Below are 15,591 nucleotides of genomic sequence, written 5' to 3' on the forward strand. Positions count from 1 at the left end.
CGGTCTGCCTCGCTTGAACAAGCCCCACTCCCTGTACCAGCGCTACGACGCCCACGAGCTCACCGATGAGGAGCTCGTGCAGCATGCTCGTGTGGAGCTGTTTCATGTCACTCGCGCCTACGAAGAACTCATGCGCCGCTACCAGCGCACATTGTTCAATGTATGCGCGCGTTATCTGGGCAACGACCGCGACGCCGATGATGTGTGTCAGGAAGTCATGCTCAAGGTCCTCTACGGGCTGAAAAACTTCGAGGGTAAGTCGAAGTTCAAGACCTGGCTGTACAGCATCACCTACAACGAATGCATCACCCAGTACCGCAAGGAACGGCGCAAGCGGCGCCTGCTGGATGCGCTCAGTCTCGACCCCCAGGAGGAAGCCTCCGAAGAGAAGACGCCGAAGACGGAGGAGCGGGGCGGCCTTGACCGCTGGCTGGTGCATGTCAATCCGATTGACCGGGAAATTCTGGTTTTGCGCTTTGTGGCCGAGCTCGAATTCCAGGAGATCGCCGACATCATGCACATGGGCTTGAGTGCCACCAAGATGCGCTACAAGCGCGCTCTTGATCGGCTGCGCGAGAAGTTTGCCGATACAACTGTGGAATGAGTCGCGGAGAAAATTCTATGGTTTGGCAGGCGCGTGTTAAACTTAAGACCTAGCTGCGTGTCATATCAGGGCAGCTAACAAATTTTCTCGCTGGGGATTTAACGGATGAAACTGAAAAACACTTTGAGTGTAGTCATTGGCTCTCTGGTTGCCGCTTCTTCCATTGGTGCGTTGGCCCAAGGCCAGGGCGCAGTCGAGGTGGAAGCTTTCGGCAAGCACTACCTGAGCGATAGCCAGCGCGGCTTCGAAGACGAAGGCGAGCTCTACGGTGCCGGTATCGGTTACTTCCTGACCGACGACGTTTCCCTCAATCTGTCGCATGGTGTCTACAGCGACGTGACCTCCGACGATCCGGTTGCTGGTGGCGGCCACAAGGACATCAAGGGCAGCCTGAGCTCCCTCGATGCGGTCTATCACTTCGGTACCCCGGGTGTGGGCCTGCGTCCCTACCTTTCCGCTGGCGCCGCTCACCAGAGCATCGGTCAGCCTGATCGCAGCGGTCGCAACAACAGCACCTTCGCCAACCTCGGTGCGGGCGTGAAGTACTACTTCACCGAGAATGTCTTCGCCAAGGCTGGCATCGATGGCATGCACAACATCGACCAGGGCGACTCCGAGTGGATGGCGGGCGTGGGCGTCGGTCTGAACTTCGGTGGTGGCCAGGCTCCGGCTCCGGCTCCGGTCGCAGCAGCTCCGGTCGAAGAGCCGGCTCCGGTGGCTGAAGAGCCGGTTCCGGAAGTCGTGCGCGTCGAGCTGGATGTGAAGTTCGACTTCGACAAGTCCAAGGTGAAGGAAGAAAGCTACGCCGACATCCAGAGCCTGGCTGAGTTCATGAACCAGTACCCGCAGACCTCCACCACCGTTGAAGGTCACACCGACTCCGTCGGCACCGATGCCTACAACCAGAAGCTGTCCGAGCGTCGCGCCGCTGCCGTGCGTGACGTGCTGGTCAACCAGTACGGTGTTGCCGATGCTCGCGTCAGCTCGGTAGGTTACGGTGAGTCCCGTCCGGTGGCTGACAACGCTACCGACGCTGGTCGCGCAGTGAACCGTCGCGTGGAAGCGGAAGTGGAAGCTCAGGTCCAGCAGTAATCGGCTAGATCGGCTTCGAAAAAAAACCCGGCTTAGGCCGGGTTTTTTTATTTTTGCTTCTTCGGCTGGCGCTCCGTTGCAGGGGCGCCAGTCGCGTGGAAGAGTGTCAGTCGTGCAGCTGCTCTGCGGCGTAAAGGGTGTTTTCCAGCAGGCAGGCGCGGGTCATCGGGCCGACCCCGCCCGGTACCGGGGTGATCCAGCTGGCGCGTTCGGCGGCGGGAGCGAATTCGACGTCGCCGACGAGGCGGCCATCGGCCTGGCGGTTGATGCCGACGTCGATGACGATGGCGCCTTCCTTGATCCACTCGCCCTTGACCAGCCCGGGCTTGCCGACGGCCACCACCACTATGTCGGCCTGGCTCAGGTGGCTGGGCAGGTCGCGGGTAAAGCGGTGGGTCACGGTGGTGGTGCAGCCGGCCAGCAGCAGTTCGAGCGCCATCGGGCGGCCGACGATGTTGGAGGCGCCGACGACCACGGCATGCAGACCGTGCAGGTCGACTCCGGTGCTGTGCAGCAGGGTCATGATGCCTTTTGGTGTGCAGGGCTGCAGAACCGGCATGCGCTGGGCCAGGCGGCCGATGTTGAACGGGTGGAAACCATCGACATCCTTGTCTGGGTGGATGCGCTCGAGCAGTTGCGAGGCATCCAGGTGCGCGGGCAGCGGCAGTTGCACCAGAATGCCGTCAATGGCCGGATCGGCGTTGAGTCGGTCGATCAGGTTGAGCAGTTCTTCCTGGGAGGTGCTGGCGTCGAGGTCGTGGGCCTGGGAAAGGAAGCCGACTTCCTCGCAGTCCTTGCGCTTGTGGGCGACGTAAACCTGGGAGGCTGGATCGCTGCCGACCAGAATGACGGCCAGCCCGGGAATGCGCAGGCCTTGCTGGCGGCGCTCGGCTACGCGCTGGGCGATCTGTTGGCGGAGGCGGGCGGCGATGGCTTTACCGTCGATCAGTTGTGCGGTCATGACGCTTGGAGAACCGTGAGAGTCAGTTAAAAAGGTGGGGCATTCTCGCACGGGGCGGCGGTCGGGCAAAGGCAGCCGGCGCGCAAATCCGGCGGCCTTACCTATGTGCTTGAAAATTTTCAAAAAAATCGTTGACGGGAAGAAGACTCATGGATAACATGTGCCCCGCTTGACGAGCAAAGCCCCAAACGAAAGCAAAGGCAAGCTCGGTGATTAGCCACCTCGAGGAGAGATAAAGCTCTTCGAATCCGGCTAGTGGGTTGCAGCCACAAACGCGCCCGTAGCTCAGCTGGATAGAGCATCCGCCTTCTAAGCGGATGGTCGCAGGTTCGAGTCCTGCCGGGCGCGCCAATGAGGCTGTCTGGCACAAGTGATGCAATATGGTGGGCGTAGCTCAGTTGGTAGAGCACAGGATTGTGGCTCCTGGTGTCGTGGGTTCGATTCCCATCGTCCACCCCATATTCCGAAACGCCAGGCCTAGCCTGGCGTTTTCGTTTCTGCTCCAATAGCGCGGACGTGGTGGAATTGGTAGACACGCTGGATTTAGGTTCCAGTGCCGCAAGGTGTGAGAGTTCGAGTCTCTCCGTCCGCACCATCATTCGGTCGCTGCATCCGTATTCGGGTGTCCAGGCCAGCATCGCCGAGGCGCTCCCGTAGCGCCTTAGGGATGTCGCCTCCCAGTCGTTTCCTGGTCTGTGCCTTTTCTGTTGCCCGCCGGGTGACTTCTGTGTGATCACCTAATAGAATGCATGCCCTATTTATGGGGCCGGCAGGGCCGGCTTTGTCTGTGCAACGAGGATCATCCATGCAAGTTTCTGTTGAAGCCACCTCCGCTCTCGAGCGTCGCATGACCGTTGGCGTGCCCGTCGAGCGCATCGAGACCGAAGTCAACAAGCGTCTGCAGCAGACCGCCCGTCGCGCCAAGATCGCAGGTTTCCGTCCCGGCAAGGTGCCGATGAGCATCATTCGCCAGCGCTACGAGGACTCCGCTCGTCAGGAAGCTCTGGGCGACCTGATCCAGGCCACCTTCTATGAGGCCGTGGTGCAGGAGAAGCTGAATCCGGCTGGCGCACCGTCCGTCGAGCCGAAGGCCTTTGAAAAAGGCCAAGCGCTCGAGTATGTCGCCACCTTCGAAGTGTTCCCCGAGTTCCAGGTTGCCGGTTTCGAGACCATCGCTGTCGAGCGTCTGCAGGCTGACGTGACCGATGCCGACGTCGATAACATGCTCGAGATCCTGCGCAAGCAGAACACCCGTTTCGAGGCTGTCGAGCGCGAAGCACAGAATGGCGATCAGCTGAACCTCGACTTCGTCGGCAAGATCGATGGCGAAGCCTTCGCTGGTGGCAGTGCCCAGGGTACCCTGCTGGTGCTGGGTTCCGGTCGCATGATCCCGGGCTTCGAAGAGGGGCTGGTCGGTGCCAAGGCCGGTGAAGAGCGCGTGCTGAACGTGACCTTCCCCGAGGACTACCAGAACCTGGATCTGGCCGGCAAGGCTGCCGAGTTCACCGTTACCGTCAACGCGGTTGCTGAGCCGAAGCTGCCGGAGCTGAACGAAGAGTTCTTCGCCCAGTTCGGCGTCAAGGAAGGCGGCGTCGACGGCTTCCGCGCCGAAGTGCGCAAGAACATGGAGCGCGAGCTGCGCCAGGCCATCAAGTCCAAGGTCAAGAACCAGGTGATGGAAGGTCTGCTGGCGGCCAACCCGGTCGAGGTGCCGAAGGCGCTGATCGGTAACGAGGTCAACCGTCTGCGTGTGCAGGCTGTGCAGCAGTTCGGTGGCAACATCAACCCCGAGCAACTGCCGGCCGAGCTGTTCGAAGAGCAGGCCAAGCGCCGCGTGGTGCTGGGTCTGATCGTCGCTGAAGTGGTCAAGCTGTTCGAAGTCAAGCCGGACGAAGCCCGCGTGCGCGAGCTGATCGAGGAAATGGCTTCCGCGTATCAGGAGCCGGAGCAGGTCGTGGCCTGGTACTACAAGAACGCCCAGCAGCTGGACGAGGTTCGCTCGGTTGTTCTGGAGGAACAAGTCGTGGATACTGTCCTGCAAAAGGCCAATGTCACCGACAAGCAGGTCTCCTACGAGGATGCGGTGAAGCCGGCGGAAGCTCCGAAAGCCGAGTAAAGCCCACTGCACTTGTAGAGTCCTCCATAAGCCAGCCTCAGAGCTGGCTTATGCGTCTCTAGGACACGATTGATATAGGGAGTGAGCCAGAATGTTCCGCAATTCTTTTGAGTCGCAGTTCGATGTGCAGGCCGCCGGCGGCCTGGTACCCATGGTGATCGAGCAGTCGGCGCGCGGCGAGCGTGCCTACGACATCTACTCGCGCCTGCTCAAGGAGCGGGTGATTTTTCTGGTCGGCCAGGTCGAGGACTACATGGCCAACCTGGTGGTGGCCCAGATGCTGTTCCTCGAGGCCGAGAACCCGGACAAGGATATCCATCTCTATATCAACTCGCCGGGCGGCTCGGTGACTGCGGGCATGTCTATCTACGACACCATGCAGTTCATCAAGCCGGACGTCTCGACCATCTGCATCGGTCAGGCCTGCAGCATGGGCTCCCTGCTGCTGACGGCGGGTGCCGCCGGCAAGCGCTACTGCCTGCCGCACTCGCGGGTGATGATCCACCAGCCGCTGGGTGGCTTCCAGGGCCAGGCTTCGGATATCGAGATCCATGCCCGCGAGATTCTCACCATTCGTGATCGCCTGAATCGCATCCTGTCGACGCACACCGGCCAGCCGATGGACGTGATCGCCCGCGACACCGATCGCGACAACTTCATGAGTGGCGAGGACGCGGTCAAGTACGGCTTGATCGACCAGGTGCTGAACAAGCGCCAGCTGCCCGTCTGACAACCCCTGCATGCCCCAGGCCGGGATGTTACCGGCCGTTTCGCGGGCTTGAAAAAGCCCGCGATTGTCTCCATCTTGTGTTCATGCCTACCGGATTGGATTGATCGAATGACAGACACCCGCAACGGCGAGGACACCGGCAAACTGCTTTACTGTTCCTTCTGCGGCAAGAGCCAGCACGAAGTACGCAAGCTGATCGCTGGTCCCTCGGTCTTTATCTGCGACGAGTGCGTCGACCTGTGCAACGACATCATCCGTGAGGAGGTGCAGGAGGCCCAGGCTGAGAGCAACGCCAACAAGTTGCCGGCGCCCAAGGAAATCAGCAGCATCCTCGATCAGTACGTGATCGGTCAGGAGCGTGCGAAAAAGGTTCTGGCGGTTGCGGTGTACAACCACTACAAGCGTCTCAGCCAGAAAGAGAAGAAGGACGATGTCGAGCTGGGCAAGAGCAACATCCTGCTGATCGGGCCGACCGGCTCGGGCAAGACCCTGCTCGCCGAGACTCTCGCGCGCCTGCTCAACGTGCCATTCACGATCGCCGATGCGACCACGCTGACCGAAGCCGGCTATGTGGGCGAGGACGTGGAAAACATCATCCAGAAGCTGCTGCAGAAGTGCGACTACGATGTGGAGAAGGCCCAGATGGGTATCGTCTACATCGACGAGATCGACAAGATCTCGCGCAAGTCGGATAACCCTTCGATCACCCGCGACGTCTCGGGTGAGGGGGTGCAGCAGGCCCTGCTCAAGCTGATCGAGGGCACCGTCGCCTCGGTACCGCCGCAGGGTGGGCGCAAGCATCCGCAGCAGGAATTCCTGCAGGTCGATACGCGCAATATCCTGTTCATCTGTGGTGGTGCCTTTGCCGGTCTGGAGAAGGTCATCCAGAGCCGTTCGACCAAGGGCGGCATCGGCTTCAACGCCGAGGTGCGCAGCAAGGATACCGGCAAGAAGGTCGGTGAGGCGCTGCGCGAGGTGGAGCCGGACGATCTGGTCAAGTTCGGTCTGATTCCCGAGTTCGTCGGTCGCCTGCCGGTGATCGCCACGCTCGAGGAGCTGGACGAGAAGGCCCTGATGGAGATCCTCACCGAGCCTAAGAACGCACTGACCAAGCAGTACGCGCGCCTGTTCGAGATGGAAGGCGTCGAGCTGGAATTCCGCACCGATGCCCTGCATGCCGTGGCACGCAAGGCCCTGGAGCGCAAGACCGGTGCCCGTGGTCTGCGTTCGATCCTCGAAGGGATCCTGCTGGACACCATGTACGAGATCCCCTCGGCCACCGACGTCAGCAAGGTGGTCATCGACGAGAGCGTGATCGAAGGGACCTCCAAGCCGCTGCTGATTTACGAGAGCAGCGAGCTACCTGCCAAGGCCGCGCCAGAGGCGTGAGCATCCAGAGGGGCCTGCGGGCCCCTTTGTTGTTTCTGTGCGGTGCAAAAGCTTGTTTTTTCCGCGCTGCCCCCCCATCTTGGATTCATGTCCAACGCCCGGGTGTCTCTGTTGTCGGGCCTACAAAGAGTTGAAAGCATGAACGCAATCATCGAGTTGCCCCTTCTGCCGCTACGTGATGTGGTGGTCTATCCGCACATGGTCATCCCGCTGTTCGTCGGGCGTGAAAAGTCCATCGAGGCGCTTGAGGCGGCGATGAGCGCAGACAAGCAGATTCTGCTGCTGGCCCAGAAGAACCCGGCGGACGATGATCCCGCCCCGCAAGCGCTGTACCAGGTGGGCACCGTGGCCAGCGTGCTGCAGTTGCTCAAGCTGCCGGATGGCACGGTCAAGGTGCTGGTCGAGGGTGGCCAGCGCGGTGCGGTTGAGCGTTTCATCGATGGTGAAACCCATGCGCGCGCCGAAGTGCACCTGGTCGAGGAGGGCGACCTTGCCGAGCGCGAGTCGGAAGTCTTCTGCCGCAGTCTGCTGAGTCAGTTCGAGCAGTATGTGCAGCTGGGCAAGAAGGTGCCCGCCGAAGTGCTGAGCTCGCTGAGCGGTATCGACGATCCGGCGCGCCTGGTTGATACCATGGCGGCGCACATGGCGCTGCGCATCGAGCAGAAGCAGGAAATCCTCGAGATTACCGACCTGACCAGCCGGATCGAGCATGTGCTCGGTCTGCTGGATGCCGAAATCGACCTGCTGCAGGTCGAGAAACGCATCCGTGGCCGGGTCAAGAAGCAGATGGAGCGCAGCCAGCGCGAGTACTACCTGAACGAGCAGATGAAGGCTATCCAGAAGGAGCTCGGCGAGGGCGAGGAGGGCCACAGCGAGGTCGACGAGCTGAAGAAGCGCATCGACAACGCCGGCATGAGCAAGGAGGCCCTGCAGAAGGCCAATGCCGAGCTGAACAAGCTCAAGCAGATGTCGCCGATGTCGGCCGAGGCCACAGTGGTGCGCTCCTACATCGAATGGCTCACCAACGTGCCGTGGCAGGCCGAGAGCAAGGTGCGTCTCGACCTCAAGCGTGCCGAAGAGATTCTCGACGCCGACCACTATGGTCTGGAAGAGGTCAAGGAACGCATCCTTGAGTTCCTCGCCGTGCAGAAGCGCGTGAAGAAGCTCAAGGGGCCGGTGCTGTGCCTGGTCGGCCCGCCGGGGGTGGGCAAGACCTCGCTGGCCGAGTCGATCGCCCGGGCGACCAACCGCAAGTACGTACGCATGGCGCTCGGTGGCGTGCGTGACGAAGCCGAGATTCGCGGTCACCGCCGTACCTACATCGGCTCCATGCCCGGTCGCCTGATCCAGAAGATGACCAAGGTCGGCGTGCGCAACCCATTGTTCCTGCTCGACGAGATCGACAAGCTGGGCAGCGACATGCGTGGTGATCCCGCCTCGGCGCTGCTCGAGGTGCTCGATCCGGAGCAAAATCACAACTTCAACGATCACTATCTGGAAGTCGACTACGATCTGTCCAACGTGATGTTCCTGTGCACGGCGAACTCGATGAACATCCCGGCGCCGCTGCTCGACCGCATGGAGGTCATCCGTCTGCCGGGTTACACCGAGGCGGAAAAGATCAACATCGCCACCAAGTACCTGGTGACCAAGCAGGCCGAGGCCAACGGCCTGAAGAAGGGCGAACTGAGCTTCGAGGAAGAAGCGCTGCGCGACATCATCCGCTTCTACACCCGCGAGGCCGGGGTGCGTAACCTGGAGCGGCAGATTGCCAAGGTCTGCCGCAAGGCGGTCAAGGACGGCGCCGGCGCGAAGCGCATCGCGATCACCGTCACCAGCGACAGCCTCGAGCATTACCTGGGCGTGAAGAAATTCCGCTACGGCCAGGCCGAGCAGCAGGATCAGGTCGGCCAGGTAACCGGCCTGGCCTGGACCCAGGTGGGTGGCGAGCTGCTGACCATCGAGGCTGCGGTGGTGCCCGGCAAGGGCTTGCTGATCAAGACCGGCTCGCTCGGCGACGTGATGGGTGAGTCGATCACTGCAGCGCTGACCGTAGTGCGCAGCCGGGCCAAGAGTCTGGGAATTGCGCCGGACTTCCACGAAAAGCGCGACATCCACATCCATGTGCCGGAGGGCGCCACGCCCAAGGACGGTCCGAGCGCAGGCATCGGCATGTGCACTGCGCTGGTCTCCGCGGTGACCGGTATTCCGGTGCGTGCCGATGTGGCTATGACCGGGGAAATCACCCTGCGCGGGCAAGTGCTGGCCATCGGTGGTCTCAAGGAAAAACTCCTGGCGGCCCACCGCGGCGGTATTACCACCGTGATCATTCCCGAGGAAAATGTGCGGGATCTCAAGGAAATCCCGGAGAACATCAAACAAGATCTGCAAATCAAACCGGTCAAATGGATTGACGAGGTCCTGCAGATTGCGTTGCAATACAAGCCTGAGCCCTTGCCTGACGCGGCTCCCGAGCGTACAGGGGCGGATGACAAGCGCGATGCCGAAGCCAACGAGCGAATCAGCACGCACTAGCCGGTAGGCTTTCTTGACACTCTTTTCGGGCGCTTGATATAAAGCGCCTCCTCGTATGTCGGCAAGCCCAACTGCAGACCTGATATTTGTTGCACCAAAATCCAGATACGAAAATCGAACTCAACAGGAATAAAGGGGACTTAGAGTGAACAAGTCGGAACTGATCGATGCCATCGCCGCATCTGCTGATATCCCGAAAGCTGTTGCCGGCCGTGCGCTGGATGCTGTAATCGACTCCATCACCGGTGCCCTGAAAGAAGGTGACTCGGTCGTGCTGGTTGGTTTTGGTACCTTCGCCGTGAAAGAGCGTGCTGCCCGTACCGGTCGCAACCCGCAGACCGGCAAGCCGATCGAGATCGAAGCGGCCAAGATCCCCGGCTTCAAGGCTGGTAAAGCCCTCAAAGATGCCGTCAACTAAGCGTCTTTCTGGCAAGTTTCCCCGGGTCGCCATGGGTGACCCGGCAGCGGAGCGGTAGTTCAGTCGGTTAGAATACCGGCCTGTCACGCCGGGGGTCGCGGGTTCGAGTCCCGTCCGCTCCGCCAGTTATCGAGAAGGCGCATCCTCGGATGCGCCTTTCTTTTATCTTCACTGCCATAACCCACGCCGGATGCCTGCCTGGGCAGGGTGCCGGCCGCGTTTGGGGGCTGCATGCTTCAAAATATCAGGGACAACTCGCAGGGCTGGATCGCCAAGACCATCATTGGCGTGATCATCGTGCTCATGGCGTTGACCGGCTTCGATGCGATCATGAGCGCCGCGAACAACAACCAGGACGCCGCCGAAGTCAACGGCGAGAGCGTCAGCAAAGATGAACTGAACCGCGCCGTGGACATGCAGCGCCGCCAGCTGGCCCAGCAACTGGGCAGCCAGTTCGATGCGTCGCTGCTGGACGACAAGTTGCTGCGCGAGGGTGCTCTGAAGGCCCTGATCGATCGCAAGCTGCTGTTGCAGAGCGCCGGCGATGCGGGTTTCGGCTTTTCCCAGCAGGCCCTCGACCAGCTGATCCTGCTCACCCCCGAGTTCCAGCAGGATGGCAAGTTCGATCCCGACCGCTTCGATCAGGTGATCCGTCAGATGGGCTACAGCCGCCAGCAGTTCCGCACGCTGCTGGAGCAGGAAATGCTCATTGGCCAGCTGCGTGCCGGTCTGGCAGGCAGCGGCTTTGTCACCGATCAGGAAGTCCGCAGCTTTGCCGCCCTCGAACGGCAGACCCGCGATTTCGCCACCTTGGCGATCAAGGCTCGACCGGAGCAGATCGAAGTCTCCGAGCAGCAGGTCAAGGCCTACTACGACGAGCATGCCAGCGAGTTCATGACCCCCGAGCAGGTGCTGATCGAGTACATCGAGCTGAAGAAGGATGTCTTCTTCGACCAGGTCGAGGTCTCCGACGAGGAGATCCAGGCGGCGTACGAGAAGGAAATTGCCAATCTCGGTGAGCAGCGCCGGGCTTCGCACATCCTTCTGGAAACCGGCGACAAGCTGAGCGACGAGCAGGCCAAGGCCAAGCTCGAAGAGCTGCGCCAGCGCATCGAAAAGGGTGAGGACTTCGCGGCCCTGGCCAAGGAGTTCTCCAGCGACCTCGGCTCGTCCGCCAATGGCGGCGACCTCGGTTTCGCCGCGGCGGGCGTCTACGATCCGGCGTTCGAGGCGGCCCTGTTCGCCCTCAAGGTCGGCGAGCTGTCGGCTCCGGTGAAAAGCGAGTTCGGCTGGCACCTGATCCGCCTGGACGACGTGCAGGCGGCCGAAGTGCCCACGCTGGCGAGCCTGCGCCCGCAGCTCGAGCATGACCTCAAGGCCCAGCAGGTCGAGCAGCGCTTCGTCGAGGTGAGCAAGCAGCTGGAGGACGCCGCCTTCGAATCCGCCGACCTGGCCCAGCCGGCCCAGGAGCTGGGTCTCGAGGTCAAGCAGGCTGCACCGTTCGGCCGTGAGGGTGGCGAAGGCATCGCGGCCAATCGCCAGGTGCTGCAGGCTGCCTTCAGTCCCGAAGTGCTGACCGACGGCGCCAACAGCAGCGTCCTCGAGCTGGATCCTGACACCGTGGTGGTACTGCGGGTCAAGGAGCATCGCAAGCCTGAGCAGCAGCCTCTGGAGCAACTGGCCGAGCGCCTGCGTGAACGCATCCGTCAGGAGCAGGCTGCCGCAGCGGCGAAAGTGCGCGGCGAGGCGTTGCTGGCCGATCTGCGTGCGGGCAAGACCCCGGTGATCCAGGCCGAGTCGGGCGAAGCCTGGCAGGTGACCGAGGCGGCCTCGCGCAGCCAGGAGAATGTCGATCCGCAGGTTCTGCAGGCACTGTTCCGCATGCCGCGGCCGGCGGCTGCCGACAAGCCGGGCTTTGCCGGACTGTCGCTGGGCAATGGCGACTATCTGGTCCTGCGCCTGAATGGCGTGAGCAGCAGCGAGGCTGAGCTGTCGGCAGAAGAGCTGGCGATGTATCGCCGCTTCCTGGCCTCGCGCAGCGGCCAGCAGGACTTCCTGGCCTTCCAGCGTCAGCTGCAAGCCGAGGCGCAGATCGAGCGATTCTGATCGCTTCCACGCAGCAATGACACCGCCAACGCCTCCATCTGGGGGCGTTGTGCTTTGCGGCGCGCAGCTTTATGGGGCTGTTTGTGCGGGTGCGCTACGGCGCAGTAGGACGGGGGAGAGGTGAAGCGCGGGAGTGGCCGGACGGCCGGGGAGGGAAACCGACCCGCACGGCGGCGGGTCGGTGTGGGCCGCTTAGTCTTCCAGCGAGCCCATGGCGGTGGTATTGAAGCCACCGTCGACGTACATGATTTCACCGCTGATGCCCGAGGCCAGGTCGGAGCACAGGAAGGCACCGGCGTTGCCGACTTCGTCGATGGTGACGTTGCGGCGCAGCGGAGTCTGGCGCTCGTTGGCGGCCAGCATCTTGCGGAAGCTGGCGATGCCGGAGGCGGCCAGGGTGCGGATCGGGCCGGCGGAGATGCAGTTGACGCGGGTGCCTTCCGGGCCGAGGCTGCCGGCCAGGTAGCGCACGCCGGCCTCCAGGCTGGCCTTGGCCATGCCCATGACGTTGTAGTTGGGCATGGTGCGCTCGGCACCCAGGTAGGACAGGGTCAGCAGGCTGCCATTGCGACCCTTCATCATCTCGCGGCCGGCCTTGGCCAGGGCGACGAAGCTGTAGGCGCTGATGTCGTGAGCGATCTTGAAGCCTTCACGAGTGGTGACTTCGGTAAAGTCGCCGTTCAGCTGGTCGCCCGGAGCGAAGCCGACCGAGTGGACGATGCAGTCCAGACCATCCCACTTCTTGGCCAGTTCCTCGAACACGCGGGCGATGTCGTCATCGTTGGCCACGTCGCAAGGGAAGCACAGGTCGGCGCTGGAGCCCCAGCCTGCGGCGAACTCTTCGACGCGGCCCTTGAGCTTGTCGTTCTGGTAGGTGAAGGCCAGTTCCGCACCCTCGCGGTGCATCGCGGCGGCGATGCCGGAGGCGATGGACAGCTTGCTGGCGACGCCGACGATCAGCACGCGCTTACCGGTGAGAAAACCCATTGTGTACTTCCTCTTTCTGGTTAATCGGCAGCGCCCGGAGCCATGAAGGCGGCTTCGAGCAGCTGCTGGGTATAGGGGTGCTGCGGCGCGTGGAAAATCGTGCGGGCCTCACCCTGTTCGACCACCTTGCCGTGCCTGATCACCATCAGTTGATGGCTCAGGGCGCGGACCACAGCCAAGTCATGGCTGATGAACAGATAGGTCAGATTGTACTTGTGCTGCAGGCTGCGCAGCAGCTCCACCACCTGGCGCTGCACCGTGCGGTCGAGGGCCGAGGTCGGCTCGTCGAGCAGGATCAGCTGTGGGCGCAGCACCAGGGCGCGGGCGATGGCGATGCGCTGGCGCTGGCCGCCGGAAAACTCGTGAGGGTAGCGGTGGCGGGTCTCCGGATCCAGGCCTACCTCGCCCAATACGTCAATAATGGCCCGTTCGCGCTCGGCTGGTGTGCCGATGCCATGGATTTCCAGGCCCTCGCCGATGATCTGGCTCACCGACATGCGTGGACTCAGGCTGCCGAACGGGTCCTGGAACACCACCTGCATCTGTCGGCGCAGTGGGCGTACTGCCTGCTGGTCGAGTCCGTCGAGGCCCTGGCCATCGAAACGGATCCCGCCGCTACTGCCGATCAGGCGCAGGATCGCCAGGCCCAGGGTGGACTTGCCCGAGCCGCTCTCGCCGACGATGCCCAGGGTTTGCCCCTGGGCCAGGCGGAAGTTGACCCCGTCGACCGCCTTGACGTGATCGATGGTGCGGCGCAGCAGGCCCTTCTTGATCGGGAACCACACGCGCAGGTCGTCGACCTCGAGCAGCGGCTTGCCGGGGGCATTGTCCGCCGGGCCGCCACTGGGGTCGGCGCTGAGCAGTTCCTGAGTGTAGGGATGCTGCGGGGCGTGGAACAACTGCTCGCACTCGGCCTGTTCGACGATGCGGCCGCGCTGCATGACACATACCCGGTGGGCGATGCGCCGCACCAGGTTGAGATCGTGGGTGATCAGCAGCATGGCCATGCCCAGGCGCGCCTGCAGCTCCTTGAGCAGCTCGAGGATCTTCAGCTGCACGGTGACGTCCAGCGCGGTGGTCGGCTCGTCGGCGATGAGGATTTCCGGCTCGTTGGCCAGGGCCATGGCGATCATCACCCGCTGGCGCTGGCCTCCGGACAGCTCGTGGGGATAGTTGCGCAGGCGCTTGGCCGGCTCGCGGATGCCGACCAGCTCAAGCAGCTCCAGTACCCGTGCCCGCGCTGCGGCGCCGGTCAGGCCCTTGTGCAGGGCCAGCACTTCGGCGATCTGCTTTTCCACCGTATGCAGCGGGTTGAGTGAGGTCATCGGCTCCTGGAAAACCATGGCGATACGGTTGCCGCGGATGCCGCGCAGGCGCCGCTCCGGCAGCTTGAGCAGGTCCTCGCCGCCGTAGTGGATGCTACCGTGCGGATGGCTGGCCTGCGGGTAGGGCAGCAGGCGCAGGATCGAATGGGCGGTCACCGACTTGCCCGAGCCGCTCTCGCCGACCAGCGCCAGTGTTTCGCCCGGATGGATGTCGAAGCTGACGCCATGCACCACGGTCTGCGGCACGCCGCCATGGCTGAAGGCCACCTGCAGGTCGCGGATCTCGATCAGGGGTTTGCTCATGGCCTCACTTCCTCGGGTCGAAGGCATCGCGCGCGGCCTCGCCGATGAATACCAGCAGGGTCAGCATCAGCGCCAGCACGGCGAAGGCGCTGATGCCCAGCCACGGCGCCTGCAGGTTGGACTTGCCCTGGGCGACCAGTTCGCCCAGCGACGGCGAGCCGGGCGGCAGGCCGAAACCGAGGAAGTCCAGCGCGGTGAGGGTGCCGATGGCCCCGGTGAGAATGAACGGCATGAAGGTCATGGTCGAGACCATGGCGTTGGGCAGGATATGCCGGTACATGATCGCGCCGTTGCCCATGCCTAGGGCGCGGGCGGCGCGCACGTACTCGAGATTGCGCCCGCGCAGGAACTCGGCGCGCACCACGTCGACCAGGCTCATCCACGAGAACAGCAGCATGATGCCCAGCAGCCACCAGAAGTTCGGTTCGACAAAGCTGGCGAGGATGATCAGCAGGTAGAGCACCGGCAGGCCCGACCAGATCTCCAGGAAGCGCTGGCCGACCAGGTCGACCCAGCCGCCGTAGAAGCCCTGCAGGGCGCCGGCGGCGACGCCGATGATCGAGCTGAGCAGGGTCAGGGTCAGGGCGAACAGCACCGAGATGCGAAAGCCGTAGATGACCCGCGCCAGCACGTCGCGGCCCTGGTCGTCGGTGCCCAACCAGTTGTCCGCCGAGGGCGGCGCGGGGGCCGGCACCTTGAGTTCGTAGTTGATGCTGTCGTAGCTGTAGGGAATCGGCGGCCAGAGCATCCAGCCGTTCTTCGATTCGATCAGCTCGCGCATATACGGGCTCTTGTAGTCGGCCTCCAGGGGGAACTCGCCGCCGAAGGCGGTTTCCGGGTAGCGCGTGACCACCGGCACGTACAACTGGCCATCGAAGCTGACCAGCAGCGGCTTGTCGTTGGCGATCAGTTCTGCGCCGAGGCTGAGGACGAACAGACCGAGGAACAGCCACAGCGCGTACCAGCCGCGCTTGTGCGCCTTGAACAGCGCGAAGCGGCGCTGGTTGATGGGCGAGAGGGCCATG

12 protein-coding genes and 4 tRNA genes are annotated in these 15,591 nt (G+C 62.8%); 12 read left to right on the forward strand and 4 right to left on the reverse strand.

Translation table 11 applies throughout. The features are described 5' to 3' along the window. The first annotated feature begins 13 nt into the window (after positions 1-13). On the forward strand, positions 14-604 hold the full coding sequence (sigX, locus tag BMZ19_RS09670; protein ID WP_090310327.1) for an RNA polymerase sigma factor SigX: 591 nt from the start codon (positions 14-16) through the stop codon (positions 602-604). Between the two features lie 105 nt (positions 605-709). Beyond that, on the forward strand, positions 710-1,696 hold the full coding sequence (locus tag BMZ19_RS09675; protein WP_090310329.1) for an OmpA family protein: 987 nt from the start codon (positions 710-712) through the stop codon (positions 1,694-1,696). A gap of 106 nt (positions 1,697-1,802) precedes the next feature. On the opposite strand, the gene folD is transcribed toward BMZ19_RS09675, so the two are convergent. Then, positions 1,803-2,657: a bifunctional methylenetetrahydrofolate dehydrogenase/methenyltetrahydrofolate cyclohydrolase FolD gene (folD, locus tag BMZ19_RS09680; protein WP_090310331.1), complete on the reverse strand. Its 855-nt coding sequence runs from the start codon at positions 2,655-2,657 to the stop codon at positions 1,803-1,805. A 274-nt stretch (positions 2,658-2,931) separates the two neighbouring features. Between folD and BMZ19_RS09685 the strand changes: the two genes are divergently transcribed. The 10 genes from BMZ19_RS09685 to BMZ19_RS09730 all read left to right on the forward strand — a co-directional run bounded on the left by BMZ19_RS09685 (position 2,932) and on the right by BMZ19_RS09730 (position 11,951). After that, positions 2,932-3,008: transfer RNA gene (locus BMZ19_RS09685), tRNA-Arg, on the forward strand. A gap of 32 nt (positions 3,009-3,040) precedes the next feature. Next, a tRNA-His gene (locus BMZ19_RS09690) sits at positions 3,041-3,116 on the forward strand. A gap of 51 nt (positions 3,117-3,167) precedes the next feature. Then, positions 3,168-3,252, forward strand: a tRNA-Leu gene (locus tag BMZ19_RS09695). 210 nt (positions 3,253-3,462) lie between these two features. Further along, the gene (tig, locus tag BMZ19_RS09700; protein WP_090310333.1) at positions 3,463-4,773 is read left to right on the forward strand and encodes a trigger factor; all 1,311 of its coding nucleotides are present in this window, start codon (positions 3,463-3,465) and stop codon (positions 4,771-4,773) included. 91 nt (positions 4,774-4,864) lie between these two features. Beyond that, positions 4,865-5,503, forward strand: a complete 639-nt coding sequence (gene clpP / locus BMZ19_RS09705; RefSeq protein ID WP_090310334.1) for an ATP-dependent Clp endopeptidase proteolytic subunit ClpP — start codon at positions 4,865-4,867, stop codon at positions 5,501-5,503. A 108-nt stretch (positions 5,504-5,611) separates the two neighbouring features. Next, on the forward strand, positions 5,612-6,892 hold the full coding sequence (clpX, locus tag BMZ19_RS09710) for an ATP-dependent Clp protease ATP-binding subunit ClpX (protein ID WP_090310336.1): 1,281 nt from the start codon (positions 5,612-5,614) through the stop codon (positions 6,890-6,892). A 138-nt stretch (positions 6,893-7,030) separates the two neighbouring features. After that, a complete protein-coding gene (gene lon / locus BMZ19_RS09715; RefSeq protein ID WP_090310338.1) occupies positions 7,031-9,427 on the forward strand; it encodes an endopeptidase La in 2,397 nt (798 codons plus the stop codon). A gap of 145 nt (positions 9,428-9,572) precedes the next feature. Beyond that, positions 9,573-9,845, forward strand: coding sequence for a nucleoid-associated protein HU-beta (gene hupB / locus BMZ19_RS09720; protein ID WP_090215941.1), 273 nt, complete (start codon positions 9,573-9,575; stop codon positions 9,843-9,845). 48 nt (positions 9,846-9,893) lie between these two features. Then, positions 9,894-9,970: transfer RNA gene (locus tag BMZ19_RS09725), tRNA-Asp, on the forward strand. 106 nt (positions 9,971-10,076) lie between these two features. After that, entirely contained in the window at positions 10,077-11,951 is a 1,875-nt protein-coding gene (locus BMZ19_RS09730) for a SurA N-terminal domain-containing protein (RefSeq protein ID WP_090310340.1), read from the forward strand. 192 nt (positions 11,952-12,143) lie between these two features. Here the strand turns inward: BMZ19_RS09730 and fabI are convergent, their stop codons facing one another. Genes fabI through BMZ19_RS09745 form a run of 3 tightly spaced genes read right to left on the reverse strand, consistent with a single transcriptional unit; the run spans position 12,144 to position 15,590 of the window. Next, positions 12,144-12,938 (reverse strand): enoyl-ACP reductase FabI, encoded by a 795-nt coding sequence (fabI, locus tag BMZ19_RS09735; RefSeq protein WP_090310342.1) that lies wholly within the window; start codon positions 12,936-12,938, stop codon positions 12,144-12,146. A gap of 20 nt (positions 12,939-12,958) precedes the next feature. Next, on the reverse strand, positions 12,959-14,566 hold the full coding sequence (locus tag BMZ19_RS09740) for an ABC transporter ATP-binding protein (protein ID WP_090310344.1): 1,608 nt from the start codon (positions 14,564-14,566) through the stop codon (positions 12,959-12,961). Between the two features lie 4 nt (positions 14,567-14,570). Further along, positions 14,571-15,590 (reverse strand): ABC transporter permease, encoded by a 1,020-nt coding sequence (locus tag BMZ19_RS09745; protein WP_090310346.1) that lies wholly within the window; start codon positions 15,588-15,590, stop codon positions 14,571-14,573. Between the last annotated feature and the right edge of the window lies 1 nt (position 15,591).

This window comes from Pseudomonas linyingensis, assembly GCF_900109175.1.
Taxonomy (GTDB): Bacteria; Pseudomonadota; Gammaproteobacteria; order Pseudomonadales; family Pseudomonadaceae; genus Geopseudomonas; species Geopseudomonas linyingensis.